This is a genomic window from Bradyrhizobium sp. MI1.10 (genome assembly GCF_055811035.1).
Genome location: NZ_JBVVPN010000026.1, coordinates 1 through 18,327, shown reverse-complemented (window position 1 = coordinate 18,327; position 18,327 = coordinate 1). Strand labels below are relative to the sequence as shown.

Sequence of the window (18,327 nt, the reverse complement as noted above, 5' to 3'; positions counted from 1 at the left end):
GGGGGCGGGTCCGGCGGCGGTCCCCCGGGGGGCGGGGCCTCCCCCGGCGGCGGGGGGGCCCCGCCGCCCCCCCCCCCCGCGCCGGCGGGGGGGGGGGGGGGGGGCGGCGCGCCCCCCCCCCCCGAAACAGAGATCGTCGCTATCGGGCATAGCCATGCTGGAAAAAGCAAAAACATCGGCAGAGATCGTGTTGAGACCCGCCGCGGGTGCAGTCTTCGCGCTGGTGGACGGTCGATCGGTGCTTTTCAGCGAGACAAGGCAGAAGCTCTATGAGTTGGACCAGCTAGGGGCATTCATTTGGTGCAAGTTGGCACAAGGCGCTTCTTTGGAAGACGTCCATCAGGAGCTTGGGCAGCTAGGCATTGGCGAGCGCGCAGCGCGCGAGTTCACGTGGCAGGCGATGAACGTCTGGATCGATCGAGGGGTGCTCGATCTCGACTGGCGAATGTCGGCCGATTGTGCCTTCTCAACGGTTCTTGGTCAGCGCAGGATCAGCGTCCGGGTTGCAAATCGGGACCTCTCGCAACAGTTGATTTCCCTCTTTTGCGTTACGGACGACAGCGGCGAGGAGGAGGAGGATATTGCGATCGAGACAATGACGCTCGGCGATCGAGTATTCTTCCGCGGGAATGACGCGAGCATCCAAAGATGTGAAGCCGCAGCTCTGGCCCCTACAATCAAAGCTCACATCACCGAACGACTTATCCGAAGCAATCAGTGGGCTTTCGCGCTCCACGCCGCTTCTCTTGTCAAGTGCGGCAAGGGCCTGCTGCTGTGCGGCCAACCGGGAGCCGGCAAGTCGACTCTGGCGCTAGAACTGGTAGACGCTGGATTTCAGTATGCCGGCGATGATGTTGCGCTGATCGGGGCTGACGGAACGATCTGCGGCATCCCATTTGCTCTCACCCTCAAGCAAGGATCGTGGCGGTTGCTATCCCGAGTGTATGGCGAGTGGGACGACGTGACGCACCGCCGGTCCGATGGCGCCGAAGTGCGGTATTTGCCGATTCCGGATGCGCACAATGGGAGCCTCTCTGCCAAGTGGATCATCTTTCTGAACCGGGTTGCAAGCGGCCCCGTCGAGCTGACCCCGCTGGATCAGGTTGATTCGATCAAGTGGCTCATTGAGGGGGCCTCTGCCGCAGACGGGAAGCTGTCGCAGTCCGGCTTTTTCGCTTTGAAGCGGATTGTTGCGGGCGCGCAATCGTTTCAACTTACTTTTTCCGAATCGGCGCAGGCTCGGGAGCTGCTGATGGAGTTGTGCAATGACAAGGCATAGTGCGGCACTGACAAGCCTTTGCAACTGCTTGCGAGGCTTGCCGCCCGTCGAAGTGGAGTGGACCTCCGTAATAGGGCTCGCAAACCAGACGTTGACGACGCCTGCGCTCATTGACTTCGTCGATCAATTTGCATCGGTGTTGCCAGACGACGTGTGCACATATATCCGCCAGATCCATCGCCGAAACGTGCTGCGCAACGATCGGCTGGCCGGTCAGTTGGAAGAGGCCGTCATTGCGATGAATGGCCAGGGAGTTACGCCGGTGTTGCTCAAGGGTGCGGCAACGCTAGCCACAGCACCTGTCGAGCGGCGGGGAGTTCGGCTGATGTGTGATTTGGATATTATGGTCATGCCGGACGAAGCTGAAAGAGCAGTCACCGCTCTGCGCGCGATTGGCTATCAAATTCATGAGCGGACCCTTCCCAACAGCAAGAGATGGTATGTCGAGTTGAACCGGCCTCGGGATGTCGGAACCATTGATCTGCAGCAGGGCGCTTCAGACCCGGCGTACTTTTACCGTGGCCCGGGAAATGCTCTGAACCATTGCGTCCCTGCGCGCTTGGGGCGGGGGAGCGCGTATATTCCCACGCCCACGTACCGAGCGCTTATGTTGATCATCCACGATCAGTTTCAAGACTTTGGTTATTGGCTCGGTGACCTCGATCTGCGACATCTTCTTGAATTGCGAGATGTGAACGGTTCTCTCGGGGGCATCGATTGGAGTGAGCTTACCTCTCATATCTCGGGCGGATTGATGAAGAACGCAGTCGAAACCCAGCTGCTTGCTCTCGCTGCGCTGCTTGGGGTCGAGGTCCCGCACTCGATGCGCTGCCGACTGATTCCTCGTCTGCAGTTCATGCGACAATTGATCCAAGCACGCTTTCCGGCCACACGTGTGCCATTCCTCGCAATGACGGTCTTGGACCTCAGAAATTACCGGAGCAGGGTGACCTCTGGCGACGCGCAAGCCGGCATGCGCGGGCGTGGATTGTGGTCTGTGCCAAGAGGATCCACTTTACAGTTTCTGTTGAGCGCGACCACGACGGTTCGTGCCGGAAAAGTCTAAGGCAGTAACGGTCACACGAGCGCCTTCGGGGGATTGAAGATTCCTCAACGGAACGGATTCCATCAGCCGCCTCCAGAGCGCGCATCAGGTGGGCCGATTTCCGGAATCCTCAGGCCAAACATTTGTGCAGTTGTGCAGTGCTAGGAATGCCCTTGACCACCCGCATTCCGATCAGGCGACTCGTCGTTCTCGCGAATCCTGAACTCTTCGAGCGTGTGCCCCGATTGGAGCGCGGCAACTAGCCAGCGAGGCTGTTTACCACGTCCCGACCAAGTCTCTGTCGGGCGGAGTGGATTGAAGTATTTTGGCACGACTTTTGGGTATTTGCGGCGCGGCGGCTCGCTCGTTCCGGCGTTGGCGGCCCGGCTTTCAGCTTCACCGAATTGAGCCGGCTGGTTGAGTTGCGCAAGACGTTTTTCGAGCTCTCGCTTCTCGACTGTGATCTTTTCGGCAAGTATCTTTGTCAGCTCTTCGTGAAGGAGCCAGAGTTCCTCAAAGTCCATGGTTTCGAGATCTTGCCGACGCATAGCATTCTCGTCACCGTTCGACTGACGCCTGATCCAACTGTCGCTCTCAGCTTACGAGCACATCATTGCCCGAACGCCCAAATCAACGATGGACCAAAGCCAGTGCTTCAAATCGACGCTACAATAAATAAATAGTATATTATTTAATAATTATTACTAGGAGAATTTTATTAAATGGAGATAGGCAGATCAATGACTTGCTGCAAAGCAAGAAAGGGGAGTATCTCAATCGAGTTCCTGTCGGCGTCTTCAACTCGGAGCATCCTTCCCCGGCTGCACCCTCGGACATTCGGGACCTGAAGCTCAAATCGAGTTCGGGCGGGTAGCGCGGTAGCGCTGAGGTACATTGAGTTCGTTGGCGCTCCGCGCATAGCCGAAGGCTGCAATATCGAGATTGCCAGAACAAAGGACAGCCTACGCCAACCATATTCATCGCGAATATGCGTCGCGGATGACGCGTCGGGCGCTTGATGCGATCCCGTCATATCAGTTCGCTTGAATGGTTCCACGGCTGCCCGCTGGGCGTGTGAAATTTACCCCTCCGCGATTAAATTATGCGGACAGCCTATTGTTTTGGCTTGATTGGCTGTTGCGACGCAGTTATCTGGAACGCGGATTTAAGTACGGTTCCATACATTTTGTTGGGTAAATCGAGTTCACCATCTTGATTAATGTCGATCTGGGGCATATTAAGTTTGGCGCAACTACAGGATGCGAGCATGCCAGCTAAGAAACTCGAATTAGAATCAATGTCCCTTGACGATCTCTGGTCGCTTCATGAGGAAATTAGCGGGATCTTATCGGATCGGATTAAGGCAGAAAAGCACGAATTGGAGAAGCGCTTGGCGGTTCTCGGGGGCGGGACGGCCGTTTTGGCGGATTCAAGCGAGCCGGGCGTGTCTCCGGCCGCCAAAGCGAGACGCAAATATCCGCGGGTGCTGCCGAAATACCGGAACCCCCAGACGTCAGAAACCTGGTCGGGGCGTGGCAAGCGGCCCCGGTGGTTGGTTGCTGCTATGAAGTCAGGCCGGAGAATTGAGGACTTTCGCATAGGGGATGCAAGTCCGAAGCTTCGTCAGCGCGCATAACCCAATCTGCATTGATCGACGGAATGGTTGCGGTCAAATGGCCGGCGCAGCGCCGTGATCCTGTGTGCCTAGTAGGCGTTGCGTCCCCGCAGCACTTCGATGGGAGTTTGCAGCAGGATTATGAGATCAAGCCGAAGGCCCCAGTTGTCGATGTACCACAGATCGTATTGTACGCGTGTTTCGACCGTGATGGCTGTGGGGGTTGGACCGCGGCAGCCATGGACTTGGGCCCATCCGGTCAATCCTGGCCTGACCCTGCGGCGCAAGGCGTAGTTCCGCACGAGCTTGTCGAATTCTCCGTCGTGAGCCAGGGCATGAGGACGCGGACCGACCAGCGACATGCTGCCGTCGAGAACATTTAGCAGCTGTGGCAGTTCGTCGAAGCTTGTCCGACGCAGCCATTTGCCGACGCGGGTGACGCGTCGGTCGAGGCGATGGGCCTGAAGGATCGCGGGCCCGTCCTCGAGCACATGCATCGTCCGGAATTTGCGGATCAGGAAGATCCGGCCATTAAAGCCACAGCGTTGTTGTCGAAAGAATATGGGGCCGGGCGAATCCAGCTTGATTGCAAGTGCGGCCAGCACAAGCAGAGGGGCAAATATCGTCAAGGCGAGCGCGGCGCCGAAAAGGTCGATGGTTCGCTTGGTCGCACAGTCCAGCGGCGTAAGAGGCCCACGCTGGAGTTCAACACAAACCGCACTTCCAAGAGTTCGCGTAGGATGTCGAAGCAGTTCGGATGTCGTACCGACCGGTACGAATACGACCGGTAGCGGCAAGACCCGCAAATCGGCAACGAAGGCCCGGAGTTCGGGCCATCGTTCCGGGTTCGCTTCGACCACCACCTGGTCGAGCTCGGAGCTGCGAATGTAGTCAATCACGCGAGCCGTTAGCCTCCTTCGTCCGGCAGGACCGAAGCCGATTGGGGGCAAGCTGAACCGGCCTCGGACACAATAACCATGCATCGCCAGCGTTTCAGACAGTCCGGCGTTTTTCGATGGCGGCTGGTCGCTAACCAGAACAATGTTTGTGCTGGCGAATTTTCTGCCGCTCAGGCCCCTCCCGAGAAGCGCTCTCACTCCCCACCGCTCGGCCATCAGCAAGCCGAGGCCCAGGAGCGCGAAAAGTGTGCCTGCTTGGTGAGAAGAGCCCGGACCAATTGCAAAGCCGTACACGGCCCATATCAAGAGCAACAATGACGTCCATGCCATCCAGACGGCGCGCATCTGACTTCGCAGGACGAGAAGCTCAGCTGGCCGATAAAGGCCGTGGGTCTTCAAGAGGCAAACGAGACATGCTGCGCTGACGAGCGCCAAGCCAAGTGCGTTGCTCAAGTCGCCTGCAGCCCACCCATTCTGAGCTTGGCACAGCCACATCGAAATAACGCTCGCAAAAACAATCGTCGCAACATCCGCACAGACCGCCACGTATTCGATCGAGTCGTACCGGAGGGGCCATTTGTGCTGGCGGGATAGCGACGGCCCGGGACTGACACGATCCGTAACCTCCCGATCGGGGAAATGTCGGTTCACGAAATTCATTGTCAGGACACCTGCGGTTAATATTTAATATACTATTAATTAATCCGATCTTTCAAGAGAAGAAATACTCGTTTGGCCATTTAATATGTCGCACTGCTCGGAGGCCTATCGAGATCCCTGTCGGGAATTCCGCGCGCGCATGCTGTCGAGGTACGACGGATCCAGCTCCGAAATCAGGTTCTCGAGATAGACCTTCCCGTCGGCTGAGGCTAACCGGTATGCAGCCACAAGCGCCGGCCTGAGGGCAGGCCGATGCGTAACGATGAAACTGACGTCGCGCTTGATCAAGTCACGGAATTCAAGCTCCCATACCACAGCGTCTGTGGCGAACGCGACGGATAGCCGTAACGGAAGCAGATCCAAATCATTCGGCGCGGTATAGTACGACATCTTGAGCATCGCTGCCGTCCCAGACCGGGTCAAATCGTGCTTCGAGGCCGCCGCGAGCATGAGCCAAATGTCGCCGCGAAACGGCGAAGAGCGTAATGCACGGGCAAACGCATTCGAAGCCACCGGAAGAGCCGTCTTCTGCTCGTCTGCGGATAGTGCCGGATCCCAGCTGGATCTCGATTCCCCTCGGATCCATAGGTCTTCACGTGCTGCCGCAACTGAAGCCGGTTTCGAGGTCGCATTCGGCCATGCTGCGGTCAATACGCCTGTCGGCAAAGAAGAGTGACCACCGAGATACCAGGCGGGCAAGACCATCCAAATTGCCTGCACGAGCAGTGTGATACCAAGAACCATCAGAGCAACGCGGGGCCAGGCGGTGACAAGCGCTGACGCGAATCTTGGACGAGATGCCGGAGCTGGACCGCCCATCCAATCTGAAGTCTCTTTCGATCCCGGGGATATGGCGTCACGGCCTGCGCCGGGGACGCTTTGACCGAATGCCAGTCCAAAAACGGCGGCGATCAAAAGCGATGCGCCCAAATCCAAAATTTCATGGTCGGCAAAGGCCAGTACCGTCAGTGTAATCGAAGCGCCGGCGCCCAAGGCTGGGTACACGTAATCGTAAGCTCGCGACAGAGACCGCCTGATCAGAATACAAGCGCCGAGCATTGCTACAACCACGAGACCGCAAAGGAACGCCCACCCCATATCCACAACAATTGCGGCGGCGGCCGTTGGCCTTTCTCGCAGCGCACCGCTTCCGATGTCCCGATAAATCGGCAAAAGAACGGCCGAAGCGCCTGCACCGGATCCCGCCGGTCGGACGTCCTGTAGCATCCGTTCTGTCGCGATCTGGCTGCTCGTTGACAAAGCGATCGTCAGATCGGTGTTCGTCCTGAACGGAATGACCGTCACGCTGGCAATAAGAAATATTACGGCGGTTGCGAGAACGCCAGCGGTACCCCACAAACCGAAGAACCACCTGCGAATTGCGAACACCGAGAGCAGGATTCCTGATCCGAGGAGCGCGGCAACGACGGCGGTCGAGTTGGTCCGAATGAGCAGCGCGGCCATGCAGACAGTCATTGCGATGATCGCGGCGGACAGAGCTGGGAGCGGGGCTGGCCCAATTGTTCCTGGCCGACTGCGGCGCCGAAATTGATCGACTGCGCGTATTGCCGTCGCGCAGGAGAGCAAGAGGCCGAGCACTGCGACGGTTGAGCCATCGGGCCCGGCGACACCAGCAGTTTCCTTACCGAACCACATAGCTGTGGCGATCGTGGCTATCAACAGCAGGATATGCAGGACTTGCGCTGCACGATATCGGTCAAGTGTGACGACGGCAGTGAGAAGGGCAGCGGCGAGCACAGCGCAATACTGGGCGAACGAGAACATCGTCGCCCCGGTATCGACCGTGATTACTTCGGCGAGGGGTTCGTTCAAGGCCGCCGATGCGGTTGCCCAGATGGCATTGCCGAGTGTGCCCATAGGCATCGGCACTGCCTGTGACGCCATCCAGAGCGCCGGAGCCGCAAGCACAACGCCGAGACCAGGCCGGAGCAGCTTGGCGAGCCCGAGGGAGGCGGATGATGGAACGATCGCAACGACCAGCGCAGCCGTTGCAAGTACGAACGACGCCAATATCCTGATTTGCAGGCTTTCTGGCATTGCGAGCGCCGCGATGATCGCCACTAACTCGGCTAACATGACAAGCCGGATAATCATGTAAACACCATCTTGTGGTGCGGCCACTCCGCTGATCCGCTAGCCGGAGAACGTGGAGCCGCTACGAGACAGCCTTAAGACCCGGAAAGACCATAACGGATGTAGTGGCTATCATGATAGTAGTAGCTCCGATGTCCGTCATATCGAGCCATGGCCTTGGTATCCGTTTTGCTGAGAACCGCCCCAATCAGCGATCCGTGAATGTTGGGTGCCGTGTGCAATGCGTGCTGCACGACATCTATTTTGGTCCGGCCCCATTCAACAACGAGAATGTAGCAGTCTATTAGAGATGAAGTGGCTCGGACATCAACCAGCGGGGTCAGGGGAGGAAGGTCGACGATGACGTAGTCATAGTCAGCTCGCAAACGGTCGAACAACTTGCTTATCGCGTCGGCGCAAAGAATTTCGCTGGTGTGAAGCAGAGGTCCCCGCCGCACGGCGGGTAGAAATGCAAGATTGGTTGTCGGATCCCGCCAAATTGCGTCCGCGAGGGAGCGGCTGCCGTTTGCAACTTCGATGATTCCGGCGACGGCTTTGGGCGCAAAGATAGCAGATAGCGAGGGATTCCTGAGGTCGCAATCGACGATGATGGCTTTCTTACCCGTGTGCCCGATCAATTGCGCGAGCGAGGCAGCAATCGTGGTCTTGCCCTCATTCGGTAGGGCCGAGGTAATCCCGATGACCTGGGAGGAGATTTTTGCCGGATTGTGGTCGATGGCTAGCTTGATGGAGCGAATTGCCTCGGTATATCGAGATAGCGGCATGCCGACCACGGTCCGATGAACTGCGGTCGGCGACGAGACTATCCGTTGCTGAACATCATCATCGGTTTGCTGGAGACGAACTGATGGCTTCGGGGATTTGCGGGCCGGTAGCAATGGGACCGAAGAAATGCAAGGCAATTCCAGCACGGTTTCCACTTGTGAAGAGGTACGAAAGACGCGGTCCATGACGTCTCTGAGCAGCGCCAAGCCGATGCCCAGCGCGAGACCGCCGAGGATCCCGAGCGTCAGCACCAACCTTGTCTTAGGCTTGCTCTTGCTCGGCGGCGGCGAAGCAGGAAAAACGACCCGCGTTTCCGAGATGGGGAATGTCTCCTGCTGTGCAGAACCCATGTAACGCTGCAGGAAAGTCTCATGCAAGCTCCGCAAGCCCTTTGCTCGGCTCTCCAGATCCTTGATAGTCAGCTCAGCAGAATTGACTGAACGGGACTGAGAGACGGCCTTGGCCAGCTGCTTTTCGATTTCTTCCTGCCGCTGTTTGGCGAACTCGAATTCGCTTCGGCTGACTTCGGCAAGTCTCTTGACCTCGTCGAAGATGGAGGCGCGAAATTCCCGGATGCGGTTACGGACACTGACAACCGCCAGGTGGTCGCGACCGACCCTGGCTGTCAACTCGGCCTCTCGCCGCGTGAGTTCCAGATATTGTTGGCGGAGCCCCGTAATGATCTGACTGTTTGTCGCATCGGCCCCGATAGCATCCAGATTGATCATCGGGGGCGGCTTTTGCGGATCGGAGGTAAGGAGAGATTCATACCGAGCCAACTTGGCCGTGGCCTCAGAGGTCTGGGCGCGTGCGGCAGCCAGTCGATTGTTGATTTCTGTGATCTGCCGCTCGTCGATGGGCTTTCCGTCCAAAGACACGATATTGTTCTGGGCCTTGTAGACATCGACGGCACGTTGTGCAGCGAGGGCTTGGTCACCGAGATCGCGCAGCCTCTCCTGCAGCCAGCTTGTTGCCCTGCGATTGGCATCGAATTTTGCATTGAGCTGGTCCGCAACATAGGTATTGGCTACCGCGTTGACGATCTCCGCGGCTCGGGCTGCGTTGCTCGAACTGAAATTGATTTCAATGACGTTGCTGAACCCGACACGTCCTGTTGAAAGCCGACTCAGAAATGCGTCTACGAGAGCGTCCGATGGTTCGCCCTTTGTATCGGGCGGGTTATCTTTCCTCGATCCAGTCGGTGCCCATGACTGAATTCGTTGCCAGAGCGACTGTAGAGATAGCCCTGACGCACGAAAGTCCGGATCGTCAGCCAGTTTCAACTGGTCGATGACCGCGACCGCAGTGGCCTTTGATCTCAGGAGCTGAAGCTGGGTCTCGATTTGATTGAGATCGAAAGCCGTCTCGGCGAGCAGTGATTGCTGCTGGACAAATAGGGGCCTTGGATTAGCCAACAGGATCTGAACCTGCGCCGTATAGGTTGGAGTCACCAAACGGAGATAGAGCATGCTGGCCGCAGTTGCGAGTGTAGCAGTGACAAGGATTACGAAATATTGGCGTCGTAGAAGCCCGACGCCGTAATTGATGACGTCGCTGATTCCTCCGCCGTCTGCCTGAGCGGGTTGAGCCAGGTTCACCGGCAGCCGCAGTCTATCCGTGTGTTGAAGATTGTTCTGGAGCATCACGTACCTGTCCGACGGTGGGGTCACGTTGGGGCCGCCCCGCCCGTAGACCAACGTTCAGGCAGGACGTCCGGGCGCTCGGTGATTATATACATTAAAAAAATCTGCTTGCCAAATTAAATAAATCATATATTAATTATGGTGAGATACAAATAAGGACGAGGCAATCGCCCCGGCGCGGTGCCGACAAAACAGACGATATTTCCGTAGCTTGCAGCACATCGTATTTGGATCGAAAATAATGTGAGCGTTCAGAGGCGGATTGGCGGACGGAAAAATTAATTCTATCGATGATTATGGTCCGCTGCTTGAAACCCGATCGAAATTAAGGACCGGCAGGAGGGCGCCTAATGCTGGAACTGCGATCCTTGGCTATCCCCGATGTCAAAGTAATTCGAGCAGATCGCATTTCCGACGGCCGCGGCTACTTCTGTGAGACCTTTCAGCGATCGGCTTTTGCTGAGAAGGGAATCTTGCATGACTTCGTTCAGGATAATCAGTCCAGCTCAGATCGGATCGGCACGGTGCGCGGCTTGCATTTCCAGCGACCGCCTTTCGCCCAGGCCAAGCTCATACGGGTGTTGAATGGGGCCATTCTCGATATTGCCGTTGATCTCCGACGTTCATCGCCCGACTTTGGCAAGCATATCGCCATCCAGTTGGATAGCGAAAGCGGTGAGCAGGTGTTCATTCCGAAGGGATTCGCGCATGGTTTCTGTACGCTGCAGCCCAAGACCGTGGTCTTGTACAAGGTCGATCAGGTCTACGCCCCGAGCCATGACGGCGGCGTCTATTGGGCTGATCCCGCACTAGCGATCAAGTGGCCCGTCACACCGTCAGAGGCTCAGATATCGCCAAAGGACCAGATTTTGCCTACGCTCAACCAGCTTGCTTGCATTTTCGAATAGTGGAGATGAGTAGAATGCGTATCCTAGTGACCGGCGGAGCGGGCTTCATCGGTTCTGCTGTGTGTCGCCGTTTGGTGCTGCAGACCAGTGCCGCTGTGGTCAACATCGACAAGTTGACATACGCAGCCGACCTGACTTCGCTGACGAGCATCGAGGGGCTGGGGTCTTATGCATTCCTGCAGTCCGACATCTGCGATCGAGACGCTATTGATCTCGCGTTCGCCGACTACGAGCCGGATGCGATCATACACCTGGCCGCCGAAAGCCACGTCGACCGTTCGATCACCGGACCCGAGGCTTTCGTCAGCACCAATATAGTTGGTACCTACACGCTGTTGCAGGCGGCCAGGACCTACTACGAACGTCTGCCGCTTCCGCGGCGCAAGCAGTTCCGCTTCATTCACGTATCGACAGACGAAGTCTACGGGTCATTGGGCCCGGAGGACTTGTTTCGCGAGGACACGCCCTACAGGCCGAGTTCGCCATATTCGGCGAGCAAGGCGGCCTCGGACCACCTCGCACTCGCGTGGTTTCGAACCTACGGTCTTCCGGTCATCGTATCGAATTGTTCGAACAACTACGGGCCGTACCAGTTCCCGGAAAAGCTCATCCCGCTGACGATCATCAATGCGCTCGACCGGAACCCGCTACCGGTCTATGGCGACGGCAGAAATATTCGCGACTGGCTTCATGTCGATGATCATGCCGCTGGCTTGATAAGACTTCTGTACGAAGGAAGACCGGGCGAGAAGTACAATTTCGGCGGGGATGGCCAGCGAACCAACCTGGAGGTGGTCACCCGGATTTGTGACGTGGTGGATCGGTTATCCCCGGGCGCGGGAGCGAGACGATCTCTCATTAGGTTCGTGCCGGATCGTCCAGGACATGATGCGCGCTATGCGATCGACGCGTCGAAGGCACATCGCGAACTAGGCTGGGAACCGACGAGAACCTTCGAACAGGGCTTGGCCGAAACAGTCGGATGGTATCTCGACAATCGTGCATGGTGGCAGCGTGCTCGCTGCGGTGTCTATGACGGCTCGCGTCTGGGTCTGCTCGCTGCTCAACATTGAGGTGAAGATGACAGATCGACCCATCCTCATTGCCGGGCGGAACGGTCAGTTGGCAAAGTGTCTTCGTGATCTCGCTGCGATGCGCGGTCTGCCCGCGGTGGCTCTCGGGCACCGAGAACTCGATCTGGAGAACCGCGAAGGGATCGATAAGCTCATCGCGTCGATCGCGCCGTCTGCAATCATCAATACGGCCGCTTATACGGCTGTTGATCGGGCCGAATCTGAAGCGGCGAAAGTGTTCAGCATCAACCGCGATGGTGCGGCAACGCTGGCAAATGTCGCTTGGCAGCTGAATGTTCCACTCATCCATCTCTCGACCGACTATGTGTTCGACGGCGCAAAACCGGATGCGTACGACGAAAGCGACATTCCCGCGCCGTTAAATGTGTACGGCGCGTCGAAGCTTGCCGGCGAAGCTGCTGTATTGGCCGCGCACCCGCTCGCGACCGTGATCAGATGCTCGTGGCTTTACAGCCCCTATAGCTGCAACTTCGTTCGAACGATGTTGCGGTTATGCGGGACGCAGCCCATCGTAAGGGTTGTCCGAGACCAGCACGGAAATCCGACCTACGCATACGACCTCGCGGAGGCTATCCTTCAGATCGCAGAACGGTCAGTAACAGTCGATCGCAGGGCAGCAGCCGGCATCTTTCATCTCGCCGGGCAGGGCGAGACAAGCTGGCACGACTTTGCGAAGGCAATCTTCGACGAGATTTCCCGTCGTGGAGCGCGGGTTCCGGCGCTCGAGGCGATCACGACGGAAGAGTTTCCGACCGCTGCGCGTCGACCCCGAAACTCGCGCCTGGATTCATCCAAGGCCGAACGCGTGTTCGGGATTCGATTGCCGCCTTGGCGCCATTCACTCGAAGCCTGTCTCGACCAACTAGTCGGAGAAGGAGAAACCGATGTTGAAGGGAATCGTGCTGGCTGGCGGCAGCGGAACGCGCCTCTATCCGATCACGCGCGTGGTCAGCAAGCAGTTGCTCCCGATCTATGACAAGCCGATGATCTACTATCCCCTGTCGACGCTGATGTTGGCAGGGATCCGCGAAATTCTGATTATCACCACGCCTTCAGACCGGTGTCAGTTCGAGCTGTTGCTGGGGGACGGCAGCCAGTGGGGCATTCGGCTCAGCTACGCGGAGCAAACCCGTCCCTCCGGTCTCGCGGACGCCTTCATTGTTGGTGCCGATTTCATCGGAAGCGATCGTGTGGCGATGGTGCTTGGTGACAATATTTTCTTCGGCGATGGCCTGAGCGAACTGCTTGCCAGGGCGGCGGGACGTGAGGAAGGCGCAACAGTTTTTGCTTATCACGTGCGGGACCCAGAACGTTACGGCGTCGTCGCGTTTGATGAGGCGGACCGCCCAGTATCGATCGAGGAGAAACCCAGACGGCCTGCTTCGAATTGGGCAATCACCGGGCTGTATTTCTTCGATAATCGCGTTGTCCGCTACGCTCGTCGCGTCGAGCCATCGTCGCGCGGAGAGCTCGAGATTACCGATCTTCAGATGCGCTACCTTGCGGCCAAAACGCTACATGTTGAGCGCATGGGGCGGGGGTTCGCCTGGCTGGATACCGGCACGGTTGAGTCGCTCATCGATGCCGGGACGTTCGTGCAGACCCTGGAAAAGCGGCAGGGAATGAAGATCGCCTGTCTCGAGGAGGTCGCCTTCAGACTCGGCTTCATCAATCGTGATCAACTTCTCGCGCTGGCGCAACCGTTGGAGAAGAGCGGCTACGGCAAATATCTGAACGAAATCACTCGGCTACCGCATTTCGTTTCGCACTAAACGCCCCTCAGTCGTTATTTGGAGTTATGTTAAATCTATGCGTATTGAATTGACGGGCAGTTTAAAATAGAATTAAAATATATATTGACGATTTATTTAATCGGTATAGCCATGCTGCTTCAAAAGGCGAGCGTCTTCGGTCGGGGAGCCCGGGCCGTTTTTCCAGGGGAAGATATTCCCGCCTTTTGGCGAGAAGCCTCGTTCGGGAATGCATTCGATGGCTCCGATCCGCCCGGCCGGTGGGATCCGCCGTTTGCTAATTTGCCACCAAGTGACGCCACTTTCTTCTCGCAGTCGTCTCGGGCCAGACCGGGCGACCCGCCGGACCTACGCTGCGTTGTGCCCCGCCTCTTCGCGGCATGTTCCCAGTCGCGATTGTCTGCTCTGCTGTCTTCGACATCTTTGACGAGCCGCCATCTGGGTTTGGTCCCGACGTTCCCATCTGTGGCAAACGGAGGGACGCCGCCGACATCATCATCGGTTTCGACACCGGGCACCACTCACTGGACCAATTCGAGGGACGGAGTCTGGAATGTCGCTACGAACTGGAGCGCCGGCGTCCCGGGCAGCATTGGCTCTGCCTTCCTCGATGCGGCGGGAGCGTATGTCGTCACCAGCACGGCCCGCGTTGATATCGAGAGCCTGGTCGTTGATGCAGGCGCGACGCTTTCGTTCGGTGCCGGGTCGCCCTTTATCGTCGAAGACGATGCAGTGAACAATGGGACTGTCGACGCTGGGGCATTCCTTGGCAATCGCATTGCTGCGGGGGACTTCAAGGGTGACGTCAGCGGCACGGGATCTTTCGAAATTTCAGACAAGGCGACCCTGGAGATCGGAGGTTCGGTTTCGGGGCAATTCTTGAATGGATCGTTCTCCGGCATAACCGTGTCGTTCGACACGGGGGTTGGCACGCTTGTCCTCGACCAGTCGGCCAAGTTCCAGGGGTTGATTGCCGGTTCATCGCCGGGGGCACCGCTTTCGCCAGAGAACTTCATCGACTTGAAGGATCTGCCCTTCACATCGTCGATGTCGGCGACTGTCCATTATGACAACAGCTCGAATATCAGCGTGGTCGATTTCAGCAATGGTGCGGCCAATGTCACCTTGCTGTTCTCGGGGATGGACTCGAATTGGAATTTCAGAAGCGACGGGCAGGGAGGCACCATTGTCTCCGATCCACCCACAAATCCCATCGTACTGGAAAACCAGAAGCCAGGTACGCCGAAAAGTGTCTGGCAGATCCAGCCGGGCGGCAATTCGCATCTGACCCAGGGATTTGCGACAGCAATCAGCGCCAATGTCGGCGGGACGGTCCAATTCAAGATCAACAACCTGACCGGCAATCCGAACTATCGCGTCGATGTTTACCGGCTGGGCTATTACGGCGGTGATGGTGCCAGAATGGTTACGAGCCTGCAGCATCAGGCCGCAGCTTCCGTCGTCCAACCCGCTCCATTGACGGACCCATCTAGGGGCCTAGTAGATGCCGGCAATTGGAGCGTGACCGACTCCTGGAGCGTGCCAACCGATGCGGTCTCGGGCGTCTACATCGCCAACGTCGTCAACGGCACCGAAATTTTCCAGATCCCGTTCATCATAAGGAACGACGCTTCGCACAGCGACATCGTCCTCCAGACAAGTGATGAAGACTGGCAAGCCTACAACGGCTGGGGAGGGGCCAACCTTTATTTCGGGAACGGCCCGGGCATCAACGGATCAGCCTTCGCGGTCAGTTACAATCGCCCCCTCGTAACGCGTGACGGCGAGGGAACCTTTTCCGAGGGGGGAGACTCCCCGTTCACGGCCGAGTTTGCGGCCATTCAGTGGCTCGAGCAAAACGGGTACGATGTCTCCTACATTTCTGGAATCGACGCTGCGACAAATGGCTCGTTGTTGCTGAACCATAAGATCTTCATGGACGCGGGGCATGACGAGTATTGGACCGAAGCTCAGCGCGCTAACGTAGAGGCCGCAGCGCATGCTGGCGTGAACCTTGCGTTTCTCACAGGCAACGAGATCTTTTGGAAAACAAGGTTGGCGCCCAGCATCGACGGGAGCGGATCAGCCAACCGCACACTCATCAGCTACAAGGATACGCATGCAAATGCGTTGATTGATCCGACAGGACGGGCGACCGGCAATTTCGCTGATCCGCGGTTCGGTCCGGCTCTTCCCGCGAATGAGTTGACCGGTACATTGTTCGCAGTCAACGCGTTTCGGTATGACACGATCACGATACCGTATCCGATGACCCAATTGCGTTTCTGGCGCAATACAGCTGTCGGGCAAACAGCTCCCGGGCAGACCGCCTCGCTCGTACCGGGCCTATTAGGCGTCGAATGGGACGTCGCACCCGACAACGGATTCCGCCCAGCCGGGTTGGTCAATGTCTCATCTTCAACAGTGCAGGTGAATGGACAGTATCTCCTTGATTATGGCAACACGTTCGCAAATGGCACAGCGACCCACAATCTCGTAGTGCATCGGGATCCCGTTAGTGGTGCACTGATATTCTCGGCCGGTTCAATCAACTGGTCGTGGGGGCTTGCTAGCGACCACGACGGACCGGCGACTCCGGTGGATCCCAATGTACAGCAGGCGATGGTCAATCTGTTCGCCGACATGGGGGTTCAGCCGGGGACGCTGCAAGCGAGCTTGACGATCGCGACCCAATCGACAGACGCTACAGCGCCGACCTCCGGCATCACGAATCTCTCGGCTGCCACCGTTGCCGAGGGGCAATCGATCACAGTGACGGGGACGGCCACTGACGCGGGTGGAAAGATTGCCGGAGTCGAGGTTTCCACCGATGGTGGCGCAACCTGGCATCCCGCCACCAGCAACGTCGGTGCGGCGAACGCGACGTGGTCATACACGTTCGTCACAGGCGCTCAGGGAACATATAATCTCAAGACCAGGGCGGTAGACGATAGCCTGAACCTGGAAACACCCGCTGCAGGTGTTACTTACACCGTCAATCCGTCTTCCAACCTGACACTCTTCAGCATTGCCGATACGCCCACGGTGATCTCGAACGACGATTCCGGCTCAGTTGAGCTTGGTGTCAAATTCGTCCCCACCGTGTCGGGCAAGATCACCGGCATTCGTTTCTACAAAGCGTCTGAGAACATTGGCACTCACATCGGTGATCTCTGGACCACAAACGGCACTCTGCTTGGGAGCGCCACCTTCACCAACGAAACGGCGAGCGGCTGGCAGCAGGTTAATTTCGCCACGCCTATCAGTGTGAACGCTGGCGTGACGTATGTTGCTTCCTATCACACGAACACCGGCCACTATTCCTCAACTGATTTCTACTTCATCAACTATGGAGGCCTTACGAAAGGGGCGCTCACTGCGCCTGGCAGCAGCCTCAACGGCGTCTTTGCCTATGGCAGTGGCCCGATCTTCCCCGACGACGTTTCCTCTACAAAGGCCGCAAATTACTGGGTCGACGTCGTTTTCTCTGATTCCGGCACGACGTCACCACAAGCTAACGGGGACAGCGGCTTCACGGTTAGTCAAAATGGTGTGCTGAACATTCCGGCATCAACGCTGCTCGCGAACGACACCAACCCGTCCGGATTGGCTTTCTCACTTAGTGGCGTCAGTAATCCGGTCAATGGAAGCGTAGGCTACAATTCGCAAAATCAGACCGTGACTTTTGCCCCTGCCAATGGTTATGCCGGGACAGCGGGTTTCACCTATACGATCACGGACACGAGCGGGCAAAGTGGGTCCGGCCAGGTATCGCTCAACGTCAGTTATCCAGTCTCTGCGCAGAGTCTGTTCGGCACCAATGATGCGCCAGGGGCCCCCAATTCCGGCGATACCAGCCCCGTCGAAGTTGGAGTCAAGTTTACCTCATCCGTGAACGGGACAATAACCGGCCTGCGCTTCTACAAGGGATCTTTGAATACCGGTCCCCATGTTGCGGATCTCTGGAGCTCGACCGGTACCCTGCTTGCGACTGCCACGTTCACGAACGAGACAGCCAGCGGCTGGCAGCAGGTCAACTTCTCCACTCCTGTGGCCATCACGGCAGGCACCACCTACGTCGCGTCCTACCACACGAACGGTAATTATTCCGGTACGCAGAACTATTTCACGACGTCGCTTACCAACGGCCAGTTAACGGCTCCGGCTAGCGGCAATGGTGTCTATGGCTACGGATCCGGAAGCATTTTCCCGACCAGCACCTACAAAGCTTCCAACTACTGGGTCGACATCGTGTTCAGCGGATCCTCGACCACCAACAATACACCGCCCACCGCGGTTGTTGATGTTGGTGATGCCACCGAGAAGGGCGGGGTGAACAACAGCACCGGTGGCACGGCGGCCACGGGCAACGTGCTGACCAACGATACCGATCCCGATGCGAATGATACCAAGACGGTCACCGCCGTCAGCTTCGGCTCGACCAGTGGCACACTCGGTTCAGCGCTCTCTGGAGCGCACGGCAGCCTGGTGCTCAATGCCTCGGGCGCCTTCACGTACGTGGTCAACGAGACGGATCCAGCCGTGCAGGCCTT

Annotated in this window: 12 protein-coding genes; 8 read left to right on the top strand and 4 right to left on the bottom strand. The window is 57.6% G+C overall.

What is annotated here, in order from left to right:
- Positions 1 to 154 precede the first annotated feature (154 nt).
- Both AC0L3K_RS25420 and AC0L3K_RS25415 read left to right on the top strand, forming a co-directional pair.
- Positions 155 to 1,279 carry a serine/threonine protein kinase gene (locus AC0L3K_RS25420; RefSeq protein WP_473367093.1) on the top strand — a complete coding sequence of 375 codons (1,125 nt, stop codon included), beginning with the start codon at positions 155 to 157 and terminating at the stop codon, positions 1,277 to 1,279.
- Positions 1,266 to 2,345, top strand: coding sequence for a nucleotidyltransferase family protein (locus AC0L3K_RS25415; protein ID WP_473367092.1), 1,080 nt, complete (start codon positions 1,266 to 1,268; stop codon positions 2,343 to 2,345). Before AC0L3K_RS25420 ends, AC0L3K_RS25415 begins: the two co-directional genes overlap by 14 nt.
- Before the next feature lie 140 nt (positions 2,346 to 2,485).
- Here AC0L3K_RS25415 and AC0L3K_RS25410 read toward each other — a convergent pair whose 3' ends face one another.
- Positions 2,486 to 2,872 (bottom strand): H-NS histone family protein, encoded by a 387-nt coding sequence (locus tag AC0L3K_RS25410; RefSeq protein ID WP_473367091.1) that lies wholly within the window; start codon positions 2,870 to 2,872, stop codon positions 2,486 to 2,488.
- A 719-nt stretch (positions 2,873 to 3,591) separates the two neighbouring features.
- On the opposite strand from AC0L3K_RS25410, the gene AC0L3K_RS25405 reads away from it, so the two are divergent.
- Positions 3,592 to 3,960, top strand: a complete 369-nt coding sequence (locus AC0L3K_RS25405; protein WP_473367090.1) for an H-NS histone family protein — start codon at positions 3,592 to 3,594, stop codon at positions 3,958 to 3,960.
- 68 nt (positions 3,961 to 4,028) lie between these two features.
- Here AC0L3K_RS25405 and AC0L3K_RS25400 read toward each other — a convergent pair whose 3' ends face one another.
- From AC0L3K_RS25400 to AC0L3K_RS25390, 3 genes are all read right to left on the bottom strand, one after another.
- Positions 4,029 to 5,498, bottom strand: coding sequence for an exopolysaccharide biosynthesis polyprenyl glycosylphosphotransferase (locus AC0L3K_RS25400; RefSeq protein WP_473367089.1), 1,470 nt, complete (start codon positions 5,496 to 5,498; stop codon positions 4,029 to 4,031).
- Positions 5,499 to 5,603: 105 nt separating this feature from the next.
- Positions 5,604 to 7,640 (bottom strand): hypothetical protein, encoded by a 2,037-nt coding sequence (locus AC0L3K_RS25395; RefSeq protein ID WP_473367088.1) that lies wholly within the window; start codon positions 7,638 to 7,640, stop codon positions 5,604 to 5,606.
- Between the two features lie 47 nt (positions 7,641 to 7,687).
- Positions 7,688 to 10,021, bottom strand: a complete 2,334-nt coding sequence (locus tag AC0L3K_RS25390) for an AAA family ATPase (protein ID WP_473367132.1) — start codon at positions 10,019 to 10,021, stop codon at positions 7,688 to 7,690.
- Positions 10,022 to 10,371: 350 nt separating this feature from the next.
- Here AC0L3K_RS25390 and rfbC point away from each other — a divergent pair, with 350 nt between their 5' ends.
- The 5 genes from rfbC to AC0L3K_RS25365 all read left to right on the top strand — a co-directional run.
- The gene (rfbC, locus tag AC0L3K_RS25385) at positions 10,372 to 10,929 is read left to right on the top strand and encodes a dTDP-4-dehydrorhamnose 3,5-epimerase (protein WP_018456753.1); all 558 of its coding nucleotides are present in this window, start codon (positions 10,372 to 10,374) and stop codon (positions 10,927 to 10,929) included.
- 14 nt (positions 10,930 to 10,943) lie between these two features.
- Entirely contained in the window at positions 10,944 to 12,002 is a 1,059-nt protein-coding gene (gene rfbB, locus AC0L3K_RS25380) for a dTDP-glucose 4,6-dehydratase (protein WP_473367087.1), read from the top strand.
- Positions 11,962 to 12,999: a dTDP-4-dehydrorhamnose reductase gene (gene rfbD / locus AC0L3K_RS25375; protein ID WP_473367086.1), complete on the top strand. Its 1,038-nt coding sequence runs from the start codon at positions 11,962 to 11,964 to the stop codon at positions 12,997 to 12,999. The genes rfbB and rfbD overlap by 41 nt, the downstream gene beginning before the upstream one ends.
- Positions 12,908 to 13,795, top strand: a complete 888-nt coding sequence (rfbA, locus tag AC0L3K_RS25370) for a glucose-1-phosphate thymidylyltransferase RfbA (RefSeq protein WP_473367085.1) — start codon at positions 12,908 to 12,910, stop codon at positions 13,793 to 13,795. Before rfbD ends, rfbA begins: the two co-directional genes overlap by 92 nt.
- Positions 13,796 to 14,653: 858 nt before the next feature.
- A partial coding sequence (locus AC0L3K_RS25365; RefSeq protein WP_473367131.1) for a DUF4082 domain-containing protein occupies positions 14,654 to 18,327 on the top strand: 3,674 nt, incomplete at its 3' end.

Coding starts and splice junctions, on each gene's coding strand:
- AC0L3K_RS25420 (WP_473367093.1), top strand. CDS start 155: ATGCTGGAAAAAGCAAAAACATCGGCAGAGATCGTGTTGAGACCCGCC.
- AC0L3K_RS25405 (WP_473367090.1), top strand. CDS start 3,592: ATGCCAGCTAAGAAACTCGAATTAGAATCAATGTCCCTTGACGATCTC.
- rfbD (WP_473367086.1), top strand. CDS start 11,962: ATGACGGCTCGCGTCTGGGTCTGCTCGCTGCTCAACATTGAGGTGAAG.
- rfbC (WP_018456753.1), top strand. CDS start 10,372: ATGCTGGAACTGCGATCCTTGGCTATCCCCGATGTCAAAGTAATTCGA.
- AC0L3K_RS25415 (WP_473367092.1), top strand. CDS start 1,266: ATGACAAGGCATAGTGCGGCACTGACAAGCCTTTGCAACTGCTTGCGA.
- rfbA (WP_473367085.1), top strand. CDS start 12,908: ATGTTGAAGGGAATCGTGCTGGCTGGCGGCAGCGGAACGCGCCTCTAT.
- rfbB (WP_473367087.1), top strand. CDS start 10,944: ATGCGTATCCTAGTGACCGGCGGAGCGGGCTTCATCGGTTCTGCTGTG.
- AC0L3K_RS25400 (WP_473367089.1), bottom strand. CDS start 5,498: ATGAATTTCGTGAACCGACATTTCCCCGATCGGGAGGTTACGGATCGT.
- AC0L3K_RS25390 (WP_473367132.1), bottom strand. CDS start 10,021: ATGCTCCAGAACAATCTTCAACACACGGATAGACTGCGGCTGCCGGTG.
- AC0L3K_RS25410 (WP_473367091.1), bottom strand. CDS start 2,872: ATGCGTCGGCAAGATCTCGAAACCATGGACTTTGAGGAACTCTGGCTC.